Consider the following 19,811-nt stretch of genomic DNA (forward strand, 5'->3'; position numbering starts at 1 on the left):
AGCTTGCTCCCGCTGGGGGGCGAAGCACCCCCAAAACCTGCAACCACAAACCTTCTGGTCCACCGCATGCAGTGGTATTGCGGCTGCTGCGCAGCCGAGCGGGAGCAAGCTCCCTCGCCACAGTGAACTTAACAGGGCGGATTGAAGGATGAGCGTTTTGCCCTACGCCTGGGCCAAGGCCCAACGGATCCTGCTGCGCACCGGCGAGGAGGGCGCGGTGTTGACGGTGTGCCCGTCGACGCCGGGCTGGTCGATCAGTGAAGTGCGGCGTCAGTTCGGCCCGGCGCGGCTGGAGCGGGTGCGCGACGAAGAACTCGACGGCTTGCTCGCCAGTGCCTATGCCGACACCGGCAGTGCGGCGGCGGTGGTCGGCGCGGCGGAAAACGAAGTCGATCTCGACCGGCTGATGCAGGACATCCCGGAAATCACCGATCTGCTGGATACCCAGGACGGCGCGCCAGTAATCCGCATGATCAACGCCTTGCTCACGCAAGCAGCGCGGGACGAGGCCAGCGACATTCACATCGAACCCTATGAAAGTCATTCGGTGGTGCGCTATCGGGTCGACGGCACGCTGCGGGATGTGGTGTCGCCGCGTAAGGCGCTGCATGGCGCATTGGTGTCGCGGATCAAGATCATGGCGCAGCTCGACATCGCCGAAAAACGCCTGCCCCAGGACGGCCGCATCGCCCTGCGCGTGGCCGGACGGCCGATCGACATTCGCGTCTCCACGGTGCCCACCGGCCATGGCGAACGGGTGGTGATGCGCCTGCTGGACAAACAGGCCGGGCGCCTGCAACTGGAAACCCTGGGCATGGACCCGCAGGTGCTGGCCAAACTCGACAACCTGATCCGTCAACCCCACGGCATCGTGCTGGTCACCGGCCCCACCGGCAGCGGCAAAACCACCAGTCTCTACGCCGCGCTGGCACGGCTGGATGCCAGCACCAGCAACATCCTCACCGTTGAAGACCCGGTGGAGTACGACTTGCCGGGCATCAGCCAGATTCAGGTCAACGCCAAAATCGACATGACCTTCGCCCTGGCGCTGCGGGCGATTTTGCGGCAAGACCCGGACATCATCATGATCGGCGAAATCCGCGATCTCGAAACCGCACAAATCGCCGTGCAGGCCTCGCTCACCGGGCACCTGGTGCTGGCGACGCTGCACACCAACGACGCGGTGTCGGCGGTCAACCGGCTGATCGACATGGGCGTCGAACCGTTTCTGCTGGCGTCATCGATGCTCGGAGTGCTAGCGCAACGGCTGGTGCGACGGCTGTGTCAGCACTGCAAACAGCAAGACCCGGCCGCCCCCGGAACCTGGCGCCCCATTGGTTGTGTCGCGTGCAACCACACTGGCTACAGCGGTCGTACCGGCATTCACGAGCTGTTCTGCATCGACGATGACATTCGCACGCTGATCCATCAGGGCGCCGGCGAGCAGGCCTTGAGAGCCGCCGCCCGCGAGGCCGGGATGTTCAGCATGCGTGAAGACGGCGAGCGCTGGGTTCGCAGCGGTGCCACCGCGCCGGAAGAAATCCTTCGCGTGACACGGGACGCCTGATGAACCGCTACCGTTTTGAAGCCGCCGACGCCAACGGCAAGATCGAGGCCGGCCATCTGGAAGCCGACAGCCAGAGCGCGGCGTTTGGCGTATTGCGCAGCCGTGGCCTGACGGCGTTGTTGGTGCAAGTCGAGAGCAACACGCCGGCGGGCGGTGGTAGCGGATTATTCAGCGCCAAGCTCTCGGACAACGACCTGGCCTGGGCCACCCGGCAACTCGCGAGCCTGCTGGGGGCGAGCCTGCCGCTGGAAGCCGCGTTGAGCGCCACCGTAGAGCAAGCCGAAAAAAAACACATTGCCCAGACCCTCAGCGCGGTGCGCGCCGATGTGCGTGGCGGCATGCGCCTGGCCGAAGCGTTGGCGGCGCGACCACGGGATTTTCCGGAGATCTACCGGGCGTTGATCGCGGCGGGCGAGGAGTCCGGTGACCTGGCCCAGGTCATGGAGCGGCTGGCCGATTACATCGAAGAGCGCAACAACCTGCGGGGCAAGATTCTCACCGCGTTTATCTACCCCGGTGTGGTGGGGCTGGTGTCGATCGCCATCGTGATTTTCCTGCTCAGTTACGTGGTGCCGCAGGTGGTCAGCGCGTTTTCCCAGGCGCGCCAGGACCTGCCGGGGCTGACCCTGGCGATGCTCAATGCCAGTGACTTCATTCGCGGTTGGGGCTGGTTGTGTTTCAGTGTGATGGCAGGAAGTTTCTGGGGGTGGCGCCTGTATTTGCGCAACCCGGCGGCGCGTTTGAGCTGGCACAGCCGGATCCTGGGTTTGCCGTTGATCGGCCGGTTCGTGCTGGGGCTCAACACCGCGCGTTTTGCCTCGACCCTGGCGATTCTCGGCGGCGCCGGGGTGCCGTTGTTGCGTGCCCTGGAAGCGGCGCGCCAGACCTTGTCCAACGACCGCTTGAGCCTGAGTGTCAGCGACGCCACGGCCAAGGTTCGCGAGGGCGTTAACCTGGCCGCCGCGTTGCGGGTCGAGAAGGTTTTCCCGCCGGTGCTGATCCACCTGATCGCCAGCGGCGAGAAAACCGGCTCTCTGCCACCGATGCTCGAACGCGCCGCGCAAACCCTGTCCCGCGACATCGAACGCCGGGCCATGGGCATGACCGCGTTGCTGGAACCGCTGATGATCGTGGTCATGGGTGGGGTGGTGCTGGTGATCGTCATGGCGGTGTTGTTGCCGATCATCGAGATCAATCAGTTGGTGCAGTGAAGCAAGATCAAAAGATCCCTGCGATCTTTTGTTTTTAAACGTGGATGTTTAAAAGACATCTCCAGACACTCTCTCAGGCTACACATCCTTGCGCCGCTGCCTACGACTGCGCCAGAATCCGCCGGCTTGTGCGCCTTGGTCCTGGGCTCTATCGTTTCCCCGTCGCTGAAAAACAGTGATGGGGTTTGGTAGCCCCGGGTGACGTAAGGTGCATAAGCATCATGATTCGCAGCGTTTGTTCGACTCTGCTTTATGGTGGTCATGCACAGGGCGCTTTCGAGCGCGCCGGTCTCCTTACGTCCCGGTCTACCAACCTGAGCATGGCCGCCACCCTTCGTTTGGTAGCGAGAGTGATGGCTTCCTTTTAAAGACGTAAGAGGTCTGCACCTATGTTCAAACCAACGCCAAATCCACCAGAAACGGACGACGTTTCCTCCTACGAATCCCTCGATTCCAAAAAACTCAACGAAGCCGCCGACCGCGCTCTCGATTACCATCTCAAGCCGCCCATCCCCAAAGACACCAAGCGCAAACCCAGCACCATTTACCACGTCGGTGCGAAGGTCGATAACGAAAGCCTGCTGGTCAACGCCTGCGAGTCCCTGGCATCAGCGAGCATGATGCTCAGTGAGTTCGCCGGGTTGATGGACATGCCACATCGCAACATGATGTTGGGGATTCAATCGGTGGTCATGCTCGGGGAGTTGGCGGTGAATCGGGTGCTGGATAACCTCGATCCGCAGAACTGAGCGATCCATTGTGGCGAGGGAGCTTGCTCCCGCTCGGCTGCGCAGCAGTCGTAAAACCTGAGTTTGCGGTGTGTCTGAAAAAACGTGATCGCCGGGATTGGGTCGCTTCGCAACCCAGCGGGAGCAAGCTCCCTCGCCACGAAAGCATCTGTGCATGAGCAAAATGATAAACGGCTCTAAACAGTCTTTGTGAAAACGCACTGATGGTGGTTTCTGTAAACGCCCCCGACATGTTCGGGGCGTTTACTTTTGTACGGACAGCAAATGGGTCATGGCACAACACGACCTGTAGCAGCTGCCGAGCCCGCGAAGCTGCGTTCGGCGGCTGCTACAGGGTTCACAAGATTTTTTCCACCCACACAAAATTATTTTTCAAGCCTTGCACCATCACCCGAGCCCCAATCCCATCATCCTCGGGTTCGTCGTTCTGTCATCTGCAACGACCCATCAAGCCCTCCAGCCGACCTTCGACCAAACCAATGAAAGTCCCGCGCCAAACATCGCGCAAAGCCCCCGCAAACACCCGAGAATCCGCCGAAAAATCAACGCCCGGCTCCCGAGGTTTTTTCCTTTATCTGTCACTGGAAACTGCGAACTTCTGACCCATGGCCTCACCCCATACGCCGTTCGACCCACGCGGTTCCGGGCACAGGACTTGAGCGCCATGGCGTCATGCACGAGCAACTCACCCAACGTACGAACACGACGAAAGGAGACTCTTCATGTTTAAGCGCAACGTTCTCGCGGTATCCCTGACCCTCGCTGCCCTGTGCTCGGCACAGGCTGCAATGGCTGACATCAACGGTGGTGGCGCGACCCTGCCACAACCGCTGTACCAGACCACTGGCGTACTGACCACTGGCTTCGCCGCCTACATCGGTGTCGGCAGCGGCAACGGCAAGGCTGCCTTCCTGAACAACGACTACACCAAGTTCGTGGCCGGCACCACCGGCAAGAACGTGCATTGGGCCGGTAGCGATTCCAAACTCAGCACCACCGAGTTGAACAACTATGTATCGGCTCACGGCGCTGCCTGGGGTCCATTGATCCAGGTGCCTTCGGTGGCCACTTCGGTTGCCATTCCGTTCAACAAAACCGGCACTGCGAACGTTGATCTCAGCGTCAACCAACTGTGCGGCGTGTTCTCGGGTCGTCTGACTGACTGGAGCCAGATCACCGGTTCGGGCCGTACTGGTGCGATCAACGTGGTTTACCGTGGTGAAAGCAGCGGTACTACCGAGTTGTTCACCCGTTTCCTGAACGCCAAATGCGCCGAGACCGGCACCTTCGCCATCACCACCAACTTCGCTTCCAGCTACAGCGGTGGCTTGCCGGCCAATGCTGTGTCCGCGGTTGGCAGCCAGGCTGTGATGACGGCCTTGAACGCTGCTCAAGGTCGCATCACCTACATGAGCCCGGACTACGCGGCCACTACTCTGGCTGGCCTGAGCGACGCCACCAAAGTCGCCAAGGTTGCCGGTGTTTCGCCAGCGCCTGCCAACGTGTCGGCCGCTATCGCTGCCGTCCCAGTGCCTGTCGCTCCCAACCTGGCCAACCCTAACGCCTGGGTCCCAGTGTTCGCCGCTACCACCAGCCCGACCGATCCAAGTGTCGTGGCTTACCCTTCTACCGGCTACCCAATCCTGGGCTTCACCAACCTGGTGTTCAGCCAGTGCTACGCTGACGCGACCCAGACCACACAGGTTCGCGCTTTCTTCAATCGTCACTACGGTGCTTTGGCTGCAACCAACAACGACGCCGCCATCACCAACAACCGCTTCGTGCCACTGCCTGGCGCCTGGAAAACCGCTGTTCGCGATTCGTTCGTCACCGCTTCCAGCGGCCTGAGCATCGGCAACACCAGCGTCTGCAACGCCATCGGTCGTCCGTTGTAACCCTGGCTTCAACGACCCGCAATACCCGGTCAGCAACGGCGCAAGCCGTTGCTGATTTTTTTGCGTATGACCTGGGCAAAACAGCCAGATGAATATTGCGTGACAGAAGTTCAGTCGCGTCTTCGCGAAACCGCCTATCCCCTATAAGCAACGCTGGCCGCTTGATGGCACGGCGTTGCAGACCTTCTGCAAATCGAAAGGATGAGTAGTGATGCTGCGCTGCAAACCTCTGGCAAAACCGAATGCCCCGCGTTGTGATGGCGAGCTGTCGATACTGCGGCTCAAGCCGCTGGCCCAGGCCATTGCGTTGTTGATGGTGACCGGCAGTGCTCATGCGGCGACTGCATTCAGTTCCAGTTGGTTTGCCGCCAAGGGCGCGGCGCAGTCTGCCGGTGCAGCGCGGCCAGGGGCGGCAGTGCCGGGCATGCCGCCGTTGGCGCAGCAGCAAAAGGCCAATCAGCAGTTGCAGCGTTCGCTGACCAACCTCAACAACACCGTGGCCGCGATTGCCGCGCAGCAAGCCGCGCAAGCGGCAGGGCGGCAGGCTGCGTTCGGTCGGGTACAGACTGTGCCGGATGGTTTGGGCGAGGGCGGTTTGCAAGTCGACAACAGCCTGACCCAAGGCTGGGCCAACGCCCAGGCGCCGGAGCAAAGCCAGGCCGACGGCAAGACCACGGTGAAGATCCAGCAGACCGCCGACAAGGCGATTCTCAACTGGGAAACCTTCAACGTCGGGCGCAACACCACCGTGGATTTCAAGCAGCAATCGAACTGGGCGGTGCTTAACCGGGTCAACGACCCGAGTGCGCGCCCGAGTCAGATCCAGGGTCAGATCAAGGGCGACGGCACGGTGATGCTGATCAACCGCAACGGCATCGTGTTCAGCGGCACCAGCCAGGTCAACGTGCGTAACCTGGTGGCCGCTGCCGCGACGATCACTGATGCTCAATTCAATCAGGGCGGCCTGTATGTCGATGCCACCGGCAGTCAGCCGACCTTCGCCGATGCCGTCGGTAAAGTGCTGGTGGAGCGCGGTGCCTTGATCGAAACCCACAAGGCGGCATCGTCCACCGATGCGGGCGGTTATACCTTGCTGCTCGGTACCGAGGTTGAGAACGCCGGTTCCATTGTCACTGCCAAAGGGCAGACTACGTTGGCCGCCGGCGACAGCTTTTACATTCGTCGCGGTGTCGGCACCAGCGGCAACCAACGCTCTACCACCCGTGGCAACGAAGTGGCCACGGCGCTCAAAACTGGCAGCAGCGCCGGTACGGTGATCAACAACGGCCTGATTCAGGCGTCCACCGGCGACATCACCCTGACCGGGCATCAAGTGCAGCAAAACGCCGTGGCCGTGGCCAGCACGTCGGTCGATATTCGCGGCACGGTGCACCTGCTCAACTCGGCCACCGACAACACCGGCAGCGTGACGCTCGGCCAGGGCAGCACCACGGCGATCCTGCTCGACGCCGCCAGCGGTTCGGCCCTGGACAGCCAGCGCAATGCGGCGCTGGCGGGACTCGACGGTTTATCGAACACACTGAATATCGGGCGCTTCAACAACCTCAGCGCTGTTGCCGACCGCACCGACCAGTCGCGGGTCGAGATCGTCAGTGGCGGTAGTGTCGATTTCCAGAACGGCTCGATCACCATGGCCACCGGCGGCCAGGTCGCGGTCAGTGCCGGCCGTCGCAGCCTGGTGCGCGAGGGCGCGGTAATCGATGTGTCCGGCGCCATCGGCGTCAAAGTGGCGATGGAATCCAACAGCATCAAGATCAACGTCCAGGGCAACGAGCAGCGCGACGCCTCGGTCAACCGCGATAGCGGCAAACTGAGCAACAGTGATGTATGGGTCGATTTACGTGAGCTGGTGCAAGTAGCCGCCGGCACCAACGGCTACGCCACTGATCGCTGGTACACCGCCGGTGGCTTGCTGGAAGTGGGTGGTTACCTTGGCACGCAAAATCACAGCGTCGGCGAATGGATGGCCCAGGGCGGCACGTTGACCTTCACCGGCAATGACGTGGTGACGCAGCAGAACGCGCAACTCAACCTGTCGGGTGGCACGCTGGATGTGCAGAGCGGGTACGTCCAGCAATCCTGGCTCAAGGGGCCGAATGGCCGTTTGTATGAGTTGTCGCGCGCACCGGGGGACATTCTCTATTCCGGGCTCTACAACGGTTACGAAGATCACAGCGAGCGCTGGGGCCAGACCGACTATTACTACAGCCCGCTGATCGCGCCCAAGCAACGTTACGAGCAGGGTTACACCGTGGGCCGCGACGCCGGCAAACTGGTGATCGCCACCACCAGCGCGGTGCTCGAGGGGCAGATCGTCGGTGAAGTGTTCAAGGGCGAGCGCCAGACGCAAGCCCCGATTTCCGGTCTCGACGGATACCGGCAATCGCAAACCGCCGTGGCTCGACGGGCGCAATTGTTGGTCGGCAACTACACACCCATTTACGACTCCACCACGGGTTCGCTCAACAGCGGTCTGAATCCGACCCTGAATCAGGTGCTCATTGGCGATGTCGAGCAGAAGATCGCCGCCGGCCTTGACCTGACCTCTGTAGTTGCCAGTGATCGGCAGGGCACACTGCGACTGGACAGCGATCAGCTCAATGGTTTCCAGCTCGGCGTAGTGAAAGTCGCGGCCCGGCAACAGGTTCAGGTCGATGCACCCCTTTCCGTGGCTGACGGCGGCGAAATCACCCTGTATGCCCCGCACGTCAGCACCAACGCTGACCTCACCGCTCGCAGTGGCAGCATTCGTCTGGGCAACGTGCTCAAACAGGTCAATGTCGACAGTAACTTCGTGGTGGGCGATGTGATCCTGGCACCCACCAGTGATTTCAAGGCCCAGGTAACGGTGGCCGAGGGCGTGAGGCTGAACACCGCCGGTCTGTGGAGCAACCTGCTGCTTGATGCCAGCGACAGCACGCGATTGCCGTACCTCAATGGCGGCACGGTGTCGTTGCGCAGCAGCGGCGATATCGACTTGCAGGCGGGCAGCCTGATCGATGTGTCCTCTGGCGGCGCGGTCATGGCCGACAGCAAGACCCGCGGCGGCAAGGGCGGTGATCTGACCCTGGCGGCGGGTGACAGCAGTCAGTCAGGATCGGCTTCGTTGACCCTGGGGGCCGGGTTGCGCGGTGAAGGCGTAACGGGTGGCGGCACCTTGAAAATCCAGTCCCATAAGGTGCAGATCGGCGAGGTGGACGCTACCGTTGCGAGCGACACGCTGCAGTTGGCCGCGGACTTTTTCAATAAAGGCTTTTCAGCCTACGACATCACCGGCAATGAAGGTTTGATCGTCGCGGATGGCGCTCAGGTGGACGTGATCGCGCCGGCTTATCGCTTTGGCGAAGATGCCGCGCGCACGGCAACCGGCGCGGAACCGGCGACGGCGCTGGAGCATTGGCTGCCGACCCTGTATCAGGAAAATCCGCTCAAAGGCGTACTGACCCAGCGTAAAGGCGCCAGCCTGAGCTTGAATGCCGGCACCGCACAATCCACGCCTGCCGACATGGCCACTACCGCGTTGACCCTCGGCCAAGGCTCAGTGATCAGCGTTGACCCTGGCCAGTCAATCAACCTGCGCAGCATCGGCCAACTGACCGCCAACGGCACGCTGAATGCCTGGGGCGGGCAGGTCTCGCTGGGCGGGCTGAATGTCACCGGGCAGGCGGCCGACGCGGTAAACGCCATCGGTCATGGCCGCTCCATCTGGCTTGGTGAACAGGCATTGATCGATGTCGCGGCCCGCGCGGCGACGGCGGTTGATGCCCGTGGCCAGGGCTATGGACAGGTGCGCAACGGCGGCCAGATTGTGATTGGAGGCCAGATCGACAGTAAAACAGGGATAGCCACGGCGTCCGACCTGTTTGTGGTATTGCGCGAAGGCTCGCGCCTGGAAGCCTCGGGCGCCCGGGCGCTGCTGGACATTCCCGGCCAGGGCAAAACCTGGGTGGCCAGTCATGGCGGCAGTATTGCTCTGGGCTCCAATAATGGCTTGTACCTGGACGGCAGCTTTAACGCCAAAGCGGGCGGCGCGGGGGCGGCGGGTGGCAATTTATCGGTCGCGCTTGAGACCCCTTATTACCTGAAAGCCACCGTCACTGATCGGGTGCTGCAGGTTCGTGAGCTGATCCTCAGCCAGACGCATGTGCCCGGCACGGTGCAAGGTTCGCCTGAGGACGCCGCTGGTTCGCTGGTCTACGGTCGCGGCCAACTGGGTGTCGATCAGATCCAGGCCGGCGGTTTCGACAATGTGGCGCTGCTCAGTAATGGCTTGTTGAGCGTGGCCGGCGATGTGGCGCTGACCACCGGCCAGAGCCTGAACCTGTATTCCCGGGGCATTGGCCTGGCCAAAGACGCGGCGGCCAATAGCCGGGTTGAGCTGAACGCGCCCCATGTGCTGTTGGCTGGGATACTTGCCCCGGTTGACCCAAACAAGACTGTTTACGTCCGACCACTGCTCGACGCCACTGTGTCCACGGCGAACAACCAGGCGCTGTTCGCGGTCAATGCCGATCTGCTGGATGTTCAAGGCAGCATCAGTTTTAGCAGCAAAGGTACGTTCGGGCGTGCCGACGAGTCTGCCGTCACCGTCGAGCGCGAGGGCTTCGACCAGATCGAGCTGAACAGCCGCGGCGACTTGCGCTTTCTCGCTGGCATTGAGGGGCTGGGAATGCCGACCGGTATTACCACGCAATTGATCACCCCCGGCGATATGACCTTGCGCGCTGCTCAGTTGTATCCGGCCACCGGGGTCGGCGCGCGGGTGCTGGCCGGTTATGGCTGGAACGCGGGGGCGGGGACGTCAGTGACGCTCTATGACCCGACGCGAACCTTGGTCATCGGTCGCACAGGCAGCGTGACACCCGATGTACCGTATTCGGTTTTCGGTCGATTGCAATTGGGTGCAGGGACAATCGAACAAGGTGGCGTCGTGCGCGCGCCGTTGGGGTTGATTGAAGTCGGAACGGTGGTCAATACGTCCGGCGCAACGACGAAAGTCGAGCTGCTCCCCGGCAGCCTCACTTCCGTCAGTGGCAAGGGATTGACATTACCCTATGGCGGCACCGTTGATGGTCAGGCCTACAGCTATGGGGGCAAAAATGTGGCACTGGTCGGCCAAGGATCCGTGCTCAACGAGAACGGTGATCTGACGGTCGGGGTGATTTTGGGCGGGCAGTCGATCACGGCTCAGGAAGGGGCCGTTCTGGACCTGTCCGGTGGCGGTGATTTGTTGGGGGCCGGGTTTATCTCTGGCCGTGGCGGTTCGACCGACGCCCGTTACAACCCGTTGGTGCAAATCGGCGCCAATGGTGGCTTTACCTTGCCGGGCCTTGCCACCAACCCGGTGTATGCCATCGTGCCGGGCAATCAGAGTGCCTATGCACCAGTGGCCGCCGAAGGCGGTGCAGTCGACCCGGTGATCGGGCGACAAGTCACCATTGGTGCGGGAGTGCCAGGGCTGGCAGCGGGCACCTACACGTTGATGCCTTCCACCTATGCCTTGTTGCCGGGGGCATTCCGGGTCGAGATCAATGGCCTGGCGGGATTGGGCAGCGTGGCTGGCGCGCAACGGATGCGTAATGGTTCGTGGACCACAGCCGGTACACTCTCTGTGGCCAATACCGGACTGCGTGACAGCATCGCCAGTCAGTTGATCCTGACATCGGGCGATGTGTTGCGCCGTTACTCGCAATACAACGAAACCAGTTATGCCCAGTTCGCGGTGGCCAATGCTGCGCGGTTGGGCGTTCCGCGAGCGATGCTGCCAGTGGATGCGAAAACGCTCAAGCTGGCGCTGCTCAAGGGTGCCAAAGAAGAGGCGTTTTCATTCAACGGCACCGGCAAATTCGACGCCGCACCGGGTGGGTATGGCGGCACTGTCGTGGCATTGTCGGCCATCCCCAATGTTGATCTGGAAATCGTCGGCGCGGACCAACCGGCTACCCCGGCCTTCTCTGGCATCACGCTGGATGCCGACAGCCTGAATGCCTTGCAGGCGACGCGGTTGATGGTCGGGCGACTGCCTTACGTGGTGTATGGCCAAGGCGGCAACTACATCAACTTCACCGGCATCGGTGCCAGTTCGAACATTACCCTGCGCCAGGGTGCGACCCTCTCTGCCCCGGAAGTCTTCCTGGTGACCGGTAACGGTAATCTGGTGGTAGAGCAGGGGGCGATGATCAATACCATTGGCCGAGGCGCGGCGTCGTTTGATGCCCGGGACGGCTTCATTTATCAGGCGACCAACCTGCTCGCGGCATCCAATGGCTTGCTCAACGTGCAATTAGCGCCCAATACCCTCAGTGGATCGATCAGCGTGGGCGGTTGCGACAGCCTCTGCGCCGGGCAGACACGGCTTTATTCCGAAGGCAGCCTCGTCGCGGCGACGGGCACGACCCTGGAACTGGGCGATCAGGTGCGCTACGGCACCCGCCACCTGACTCTGGCCGTGGGCAACATCAACGTCGGCAGCAGCCAGGCATTGACCGATGCCGCGACGCGCAACGTATTGCCCGCCGGTTTGAGTTTGAGCCAGCCTGTGCTTGAACGCTTATTGCGGGGCGACACCGAGTATGGCGCTCCGGCACTGGAGACGCTGGAACTGTCTGCCCGCGAAGCGCTGAATTTCTACGGCAGCGCCAGCCTCGACACCTACGATGCCCAGACCGGTCGCTCGCGGCTGAGCAACCTGATGCTCACCACCCCGGCCATGTATGGCGCCGGCGGCGCAAATGATGTGGCGACGATTCGCACCTCTAACCTGATCTGGAACGGCGCCAAGGGCGTACCCGGCACAGTGATTGCCGGCGGTGCCGGCACCGGCAGCGGGCGCCTGGAGATTCAGGCCGAGCGCATCGAGTTCGGTTATGGCGATTTCGCCCAGCCCAATTCTGTCGATAGCCTTGATCGTCTGGCGCTGGGCTTTGCCAACGTCAACCTGAGCGCCAGCGAGCGCATCACCGCCAATCACAAAGGCAGTCTCGCGGTTTATCAGACCCAAGGCGCCTTCGACGCGCAAAAGGGTTTCAGTTACAGCGGCGGCAACCTGAACATTGTCACGCCGTTGATGACCGGTGAAGCCGGTTCGCTCAATCGCACCACTGCCGGCGGCGCCATTGACGTCAGCGGCACGGCCAACCCGGCAGCCAGCGCTGTCGGCCTCGGGGCTGAATTGTCATTGAGCGCCAGCCGCATCAATCTGGCGAGTGCGGTGGTGTTGCCCAGCGGCAAGCTGACCCTCAACGCTACCAACGACTTGACGCTGACGGATGGCGCGCTGATTGACGTGGCCGGACGTGCCATTGTCTTCAATGACTTGACCAAATACAGCAGCGGCGGTGAGGTCATTTTGCAGAGCCGCAACGGCAACATTCTTCAGAACGCCGGCTCGCGGATCGATCTGTCGGCGCGCAATAACCGCGCGGGCCAACTCAGTGCCGTGGCACTGGGCTCGGCGGCTGGAATAGTCGACCTGCAAGGCAGCATTTTGGGGAGCAGCAGTGGTGAATACGACGCCGGTGGCACCTACATGCCATATTTGGCCGGTGAGGTCGAAATCCAGGCTCGGCGCCTGGGTGGCAGTGGCAATTTGAGTGAGCAGTTCGCGGCGCTCAACCAGCGTTTGAATCAGGGCGAAGTGTTTGGCTCGCGCAGTTTCCAGCTCAAGCAGGGCGATCTGGTCATGGGCAATGACCTTAAGGCGTCGAACATCACCGTGTCGCTGGATAACGGCAGCCTGTGGGTCAATGGCATGGTGGACGCCAGTGGCGAGCGGGTCGGCAACATTAGCCTGTCGGCGAAAAACGCCTTGACCCTGGGCAGTGGCGCCTTGCTTGATGCCCATGGCCGCCGTCTGCGAGTAGACAGTTACGGCAAGATCATCGACTCGCCGAACCGCGCCATGATCGACCTGACCTCCCGCGAGGGCGTATTGACCCTGGCCAGCGGAGCGCGCATCGATCTGCGTCACGGCACCGATGTGGTGGTCGGCAGTCTGCCGGGGCAGAACGACGGTCGCGCCCGGGGCACCCTCGAACTCAATGCCCGGCGCATGGGCCTCAGTGCTGCCGATCCGGTCTATGGGGACATCGCCATTGATGCCAGCGGCCATCTGGATATCCAGGGTTCGCGCTCCATCGCGCTGAACGCGATCTGGCAATACGACGATGCGCAGCTGGGCACTGATCCGGCGGCCAGTGGCCGACCGTATCAAGTGATCGATCAGGGTTATCTGGACGGCAAGCACCTGCAAAGCACCCTGTTCATCAACGCCGCGCTGGCCAACAACGACTTGATGCAGCGCAAATTGGCGGGGCTGAATAACGCCCGTTATGCCGACGCCTTCCATCTGCGACCGGGCGTCGAGATTGTCAGTGCTACCGCCGACGGCGATCTGGTGGTGCAGGGCGATCTGGACCTGTCGGGTTACCGCTACGCCAGCGTCAATCCGCACACGCAATTGACCTCCGTTTACGGCTCCGGCGAGTCCGGCAGCCTGACCCTGCGCGCCGGTGGTGACCTGAGCATCTACGGCAGCATCAACGACGGTTTTGCACCGCCGCCCGCGACACAGGATGACAAAGGTTGGGTCCTGCTGCCCGGCATCGATTTCACCGGTGGCGATATCGTCGTGCCGGGCGCGGGCGTCACCCTGGCCGACGACACCGCGTTCCCGGCCGGGACAACCCTGAACTATGACGCGCCGATCAAAGGCGTGACGTTGGCGGCCGGTACTCGTTTGCCGGTGGCCGTGATTCTTGATCAGCCGTTGGAATTGCCGGCCGGTACCGTGCTGGCTGCCGCCATACGCGATGGTTCTGGCAATGTCCTGTTTGCCGCAGGCACATTACTCAATCAGAACCTGACCCTGGCCGCCGGCTCGCAACTCGACGCCGGGAGTCTGTTGACCAGCGCTGCGTCCTTGCGAACCTTTACCTGGCCCAAGGGCGTGCCGCTGCCGAATGTCGAGGGCGCTGGCAATGCGCAGGCCAATACGCTGAAACTCAATGGCAGCCTGGTTCTGGCCCGAGGCTCGCTGATCCCGTCAGGGACCTACGTGAAATTGCCAACCGGCGTGGACTCGGTGCAGTTGCGCCCAGAGGTGGCGGGTCGTCAGGGTGGTATTTGGGCGATTGCGCCGATGCTGGCCGACGGCTCGCAATCCTGGTCGTTGCGACTGGTCTCGGGGGCTGACACCACGGCGGCGGATAGCCGGGTGGTGCAGGCCAATCCGGCCCATGGCGATTTGCGGCTTGCCGACAGTCATTACGGGATGTTTGGTCAGGCGTTGCCGCCCAAGGCGGGGTTTGTGTGGACTGCCCAAGCCGCAATGGAACTGGCGGATGCGGGCATTATCGTCAAGGCCGGGGACCCGGTGGATCCCGCGCTTGTGGGTGACGTCGCGGCATTCTGCACCGATACGCCGACTTATTGTGCTCCGGCGACTGCCTTCGTATGGACCGCGCAGGCCGCAATGGAGCTTGCGGATGCTGGCATTATTGTCAACGCGGGAGACCCGGTGGATCCTGGCCTCGTCGGTGATGTCGCCGTCTTTTGTGCCGATACGCCGACTTATTGCATGGCGTCCGGCAAAGTCGACTATGAACTCAAGCCCGGCAGCAGCCGATTCAGCGTAATCCGTACCGGCACCGGCGATCTCGAACTGTTGAGCGGCGGCAACCTGCGCATGGACTCATTGTTCGGCGTCTACACCGCCGGCACCTCGGCCAGCCCTACCTTTCCAGGCGACCCGTACAACCAGCCCAAGGCCCTTGGCGCCAATGGCACGGTGCTCAACGATGAGAACGGCAGTTACGAAAAACTGGTCAATGGCGGTGCCGACAGCGTTTATCGCGCCTGGTACCCGGATGGCGGTGGCAACCTGACGCTCAAGGTCGGTGGCGACCTGACTGGCAACGCGACAACAGCCGTCACCTCAAACTTCGGCCGACCTAACCCGACCGATTGGGGTCATGACTCGATCAACGTTGGCAACTGGCTCTGGCGTCAGGGCAATGGCGGGGTGGCGACCGGTGGCGCGGCACAACCGACTGCCTGGTGGATCAACTTCGGCAGTTACACCGCCGCGATGACCGCCGGCGTTGCGGATCAGATGGTCGGCTTCACCGGTTTCGGCACGCTGGGCGGTGGCGATCTGAATGTGCAGGTGGGGGGCGATGCCGGAATATTGAATAGCCTGGCCGGCAGCACATTCAATTCCAATATCAACCCGCGTAGCCAAGGATTGGTATTAGCGGTGGGCGGCACCGGCCGGGTGACCGCCGAAGGCAGCGTGCAGCTGACCGGCGGTGGCGATCTTGACCTGCGCGTCAGCGGCGCAGTGAATCCGGCCAGCACCATCGTCGACGGGCATCTCAATGGTGCCGTGATCGACCTGCGCGGCCATGCTCAACTCGACAGCGCGTCGATGGGCAGCCTCAACCTGCATTACGGCAGTGTGTTGAACGATCAGTCTCCTGGTGAAACCCGTGCCTATGACGTCTTCCGTGCGACCCGTGGTCTCGCGGCGGGCGGACTGACATTGATGCCCGGTGATGCCACGTTTGCGCTGTCGACGCCGGGAGATCTGGTGGTGCAGGATGTCGCGGATCCGGGGCGTGCGCCGTTGATGAGCGGTTCGGCGTTTACCTCTGGCGCCGGCGTTCAGGGGCTGGGGCTCAGTTGGTTCACGTTGTGGACAGAGCGCACCGCCATCGATCTGTTCGCGGCGGGCGGTAATCTCACGCCTTACACCCAAGGTGTGGAGACGGACCTGGCGGTGGTTTACCCGTCCATTCTGCGAGCGGTTGCGGCCGGCGGCAGTCTTTACTATGGCGAAGCCAGCAAGCTGGGGACCGGTGGTGGTGTGAGCAATCACCGCCCTGCGTTAGTACTCGCACCGTCGGCGAGCGGGGAATTGCAGTTTTTGGCCGGTGATTCCATCTACGGCGGTGATCTGACCGTCACTCAATCGAGTGCCTCCGGCAGTGCGATGGCGACACCTCAACGACCTGCATTTTTGGCAACTGTCTCTACAGGAACAGTCGGCAGCAATCTGTCCGAAACCGGCAATCGTTACGGGGCGGGCTCTAACATCTTCCCACTGTTCGCCTTTGGTGCAGACAGCGCGGCCGGTGAAGGGGACGCTAATGCCAACCCGGCGCGTTTTTACGCCGTGAACGGCGATTTGCTGGCGGTCAGCAGCGGTAGGGCGATTACCTTCACCACAACCACTGATTCTCGCTTTGGACAAACCTGGTACGAGGGCGGCGGGCCGGTCTGGATGATGGCCGGGCGAGACATCGTCAGCAGCGGTACCGGGCTCGGTGGTGGTGTGGGCGGTGATACAACCTTGGCGTATACCCATGCAGGCAACCTGTTCATCCACAACAACCCGAATGACATCTCCATCGCCTCCGCCGGCCGCGACATCCTCTACAGTAACTTCAACGTCGCCGGTCCCGGCACACTGGAACTCAGCGCCGGGCGCAATCTGCTGATGGAAGACAAGGTCAGCGTCACCAGCATCGGTGCCGTGGTACCGGGGGATTCCAGAGCCGGGGCGAGCATTGTGATGCAAGCCGGGGTTGGTGCCGGTGGACCTGACTACGATCGCTTCATCACTCCTTATCTGTCGTCCGCGAATCTGGCTGAGACCGGTCTTGGGCTGGCCAGTCAGGACGGCAAAGTCGCCAAGACTTACGAAACCGAACTGGTCAGTTGGTTGGCCGCGCGTTATGGCTTCATGGGCACCCCGCAGCAGGCGCGCAGCTTCTATGCCGCCTTGCCGGCCGAACAGCGCCGGGTGTTCGCCCGTGAGGTGTACTTCGCCGAACTCAAGGCCGGTGGCCGCGAGTACAACGAAGAGGGCGGCCTGCGTCAGGGCAGCTACGTGCGCGGTCGCGAGGCAATTGCGGCGTTGTTCCCCGAGAAGGACGTGGCCGGGAATCCGATCACCTACAAGGGCGATATCACGATGTATGGAGGTGCCGGTGTGCACACCGATTTTGGGGGTGGCATACAGATGCTGACGCCGGGCGGTGGCCAGATCTTCGGCATCGAAGGCACTGCACCGCCGTCCACCGCTGGTGTGATCACTCAAGGCGAGGGCGACATTCAGCTGTACGCCAAAGGCAGCATCTTGCTGGGCCAAAGTCGGATCATGACCACGTTCGGTGGCTCGATCATGGGCTGGTCCGCTGAAGGCGACATCAACGCCGGTCGCGGTTCGAAAACCACCGTGGTCTACACACCGCCCAAGCGTCTGTATGACACCTGGGGCAACGTGACCCTGTCGCCATCGGTGCCGAGCACCGGGGCGGGGATCGCGACGTTGAACCCGATTCCCGAGGTAGCGCCGGGTGACATCGACCTGATCGCGCCACTGGGCACCATCGATGCCGGCGAGGCGGGGATTCGGGTGTCGGGCAACGTCAACATCGCCGCGTTGACGGTGGTGAACGCGGCGAACATCCAGACCCAGGGCAAATCGACCGGGGTGCCGATGACTGCTTCGGTGAACACCGGGGCGATCACCTCGGCCAGCTCCGCGGCGTCGTCGGCCACCCAAGCGGCGGAGGACGTGGCGCGTCAGCAGCAGGCAGCATCACGGCAGAATCAGGCGTCGGTATTTACCGTGCAGGTGTTGAGTTTCGGCTCCGAACAACTGGCACCGACCCGCGATGGCGCGAGCCGGGCGCCTGAGGCGGGGTATAACCCGAACAGTCCGGTGCAGGTGTTGGGGGCCGGGGCTCTGGATGAGTCGGCGCGGCAGCGGTTGACCGAGGAGGAGCGGGGCAGCCTTACCTTGTAGGACTCTCGTTGTAATTTTGGGCGACCTTTGGGTCGCCTTTTTTTACTCCAGGCATAGCCGGATTCCCCGTTGACTACACGACCGCCATCGCGGGCAAGCCCGCTCCCACATTTGATCTGCGGCGTTCGCAAAAAAAGTGAATACACAGAAGACCCCCTGTGGGAGCGAGCCTGCTCGCGATGGGGCCGGCCCATTCAACAGGGACGCGACTGACAGACCGCTTTCGCGAGCAGGCTCGCTCCCACATTTGATCTGCGGCGTGCGCAAAAAAAGTGAATACACAGAAGATCCCCTGTGGGAGCGAGCCTGCTCGCGATGGGGCCGGCACAGCCACCACAAGGCACGATGTCAGACCGCTAAACAAGTACTGTTTAAACGACACTTCCAGATACTCACTCAGGCTACACATCCTTGCGCCGCTGCCTACGACTACGCCAGAATCCGCCGGCTTGTGCGCCTTGGGTCCGGGCTCTATCGTTTGCCTGTCGCTGAAAAACAGCGAACGGGTTTGGTAGCCCGGGTTAATCAAGGCGCACAACGCCGACGTTTCAAGCAGTTGACGCTTTTTTTCGTCTGCTGTTTTGCTATGGCGGTTGTGCGCAGGGCGCCCTCGGACGCGCTGGGTTCCCTTGATGCCCGGTCTACCAACCTGCGTACAGCCGCCACCCTAATGTTTGGTAGCAATAGGTCTGCGGCTCCATTTATCAAGGAGTTTCATCTATGTTCAAACCGACGCCCAACCCACCGGAAACCGATCCAACATCCCCCTACGACTCCCTCGACTCGAAAAAACTCAACGAAGCCGCCGACCGCGCCCTCGATTACTACCTCAAACCGGACATCCCCAAAGACACCAGGCGCAAGCCCAGCACCATTTACCATGTCGGCGCCGAGGTCGATAACGAAACCCTGTTGGTCAACGCCTGCGAATCCCTGGCGTCAGCGAGCATGATGCTCAGCGAGTTCGCCGGATTGATGGACATGCCACATCGCAACATGATGTTGGGGATTCAATCCGTGGTCATGCTCGGGGAGCTGGCAGTGAACCGGGTGCTGGATAACCTCGACCCGCGAGGCTAACGAAGACCTGTGGCGAGGGGGCTTGCTGTGGCGAGGGGGCTTGCCCCCGTTCGGCTGCGAAGCAGTCGTAAAACCGGTATATGCGGAGTACCTGAAAACATGCGGTTGCAGGTTTTGGGTTCGCTTCGCAACCCAACGGGGGCAAGCCCCCTCGCCACAACAGCGTGTTCGGCTCCATTTCTTCGAACCACTCAAGTGCAACTCCCGCCAACAATACTCCACCCTCAAAATCGCGCACGAAAACCAAATCTGGAGCGGCGAAATCCGTTGATAACTGGCGGGTTTGTTTTTGAACAAAAAACTCGTATTGCTTTTCTGTCAACTGTCAACTTTGACAGTTGCCGGTCAAAGTGCGCAGGTGTATCAATGGAGGCGATAACGTCATTCTTGAAAGTGCTGGTGCTGGTTTCCTGAGGTGGTGTTATTAACGCCTTCTACATGTTTTGGTGGAAGGGGAATTAATCATTTTTTGGTGAA

6 protein-coding genes are annotated in these 19,811 nt (G+C 61.8%); all 6 read left to right on the top strand.

Annotation, left to right across the window (positions count from 1 at the left end):
* The first annotated feature begins 148 nt into the window (after positions 1-148).
* The 6 genes from gspE to PMI18_RS14070 all read left to right on the top strand — a co-directional run bounded on the left by gspE (position 149) and on the right by PMI18_RS14070 (position 19,334).
* Positions 149-1,567 (top strand): type II secretion system ATPase GspE, encoded by a 1,419-nt coding sequence (gene gspE / locus PMI18_RS14095; protein WP_007901218.1) that lies wholly within the window; start codon positions 149-151, stop codon positions 1,565-1,567.
* Positions 1,567-2,778 (top strand): type II secretion system inner membrane protein GspF, encoded by a 1,212-nt coding sequence (gene gspF, locus PMI18_RS14090; RefSeq protein WP_007901224.1) that lies wholly within the window; start codon positions 1,567-1,569, stop codon positions 2,776-2,778. The genes gspE and gspF overlap by 1 nt, the downstream gene beginning before the upstream one ends.
* A gap of 389 nt (positions 2,779-3,167) precedes the next feature.
* Complete coding sequence (locus PMI18_RS14085; protein WP_007901226.1) at positions 3,168-3,527, top strand: DUF6124 family protein; 360 nt, start codon at positions 3,168-3,170, stop codon at positions 3,525-3,527.
* Between the two features lie 722 nt (positions 3,528-4,249).
* Complete coding sequence (locus PMI18_RS14080) at positions 4,250-5,422, top strand: substrate-binding domain-containing protein (RefSeq protein WP_007901229.1); 1,173 nt, start codon at positions 4,250-4,252, stop codon at positions 5,420-5,422.
* A 211-nt stretch (positions 5,423-5,633) separates the two neighbouring features.
* Positions 5,634-18,254: a filamentous haemagglutinin family protein gene (locus PMI18_RS14075; protein ID WP_007901232.1), complete on the top strand. Its 12,621-nt coding sequence runs from the start codon at positions 5,634-5,636 to the stop codon at positions 18,252-18,254.
* Between the two features lie 720 nt (positions 18,255-18,974).
* Positions 18,975-19,334 (top strand): DUF6124 family protein, encoded by a 360-nt coding sequence (locus PMI18_RS14070; RefSeq protein ID WP_007901234.1) that lies wholly within the window; start codon positions 18,975-18,977, stop codon positions 19,332-19,334.
* Positions 19,335-19,811 lie beyond the last annotated feature (477 nt).

It is taken from the genome of Pseudomonas sp. GM102 (assembly GCF_000282555.1).
Taxonomy (GTDB): Bacteria; Pseudomonadota; Gammaproteobacteria; order Pseudomonadales; family Pseudomonadaceae; genus Aquipseudomonas.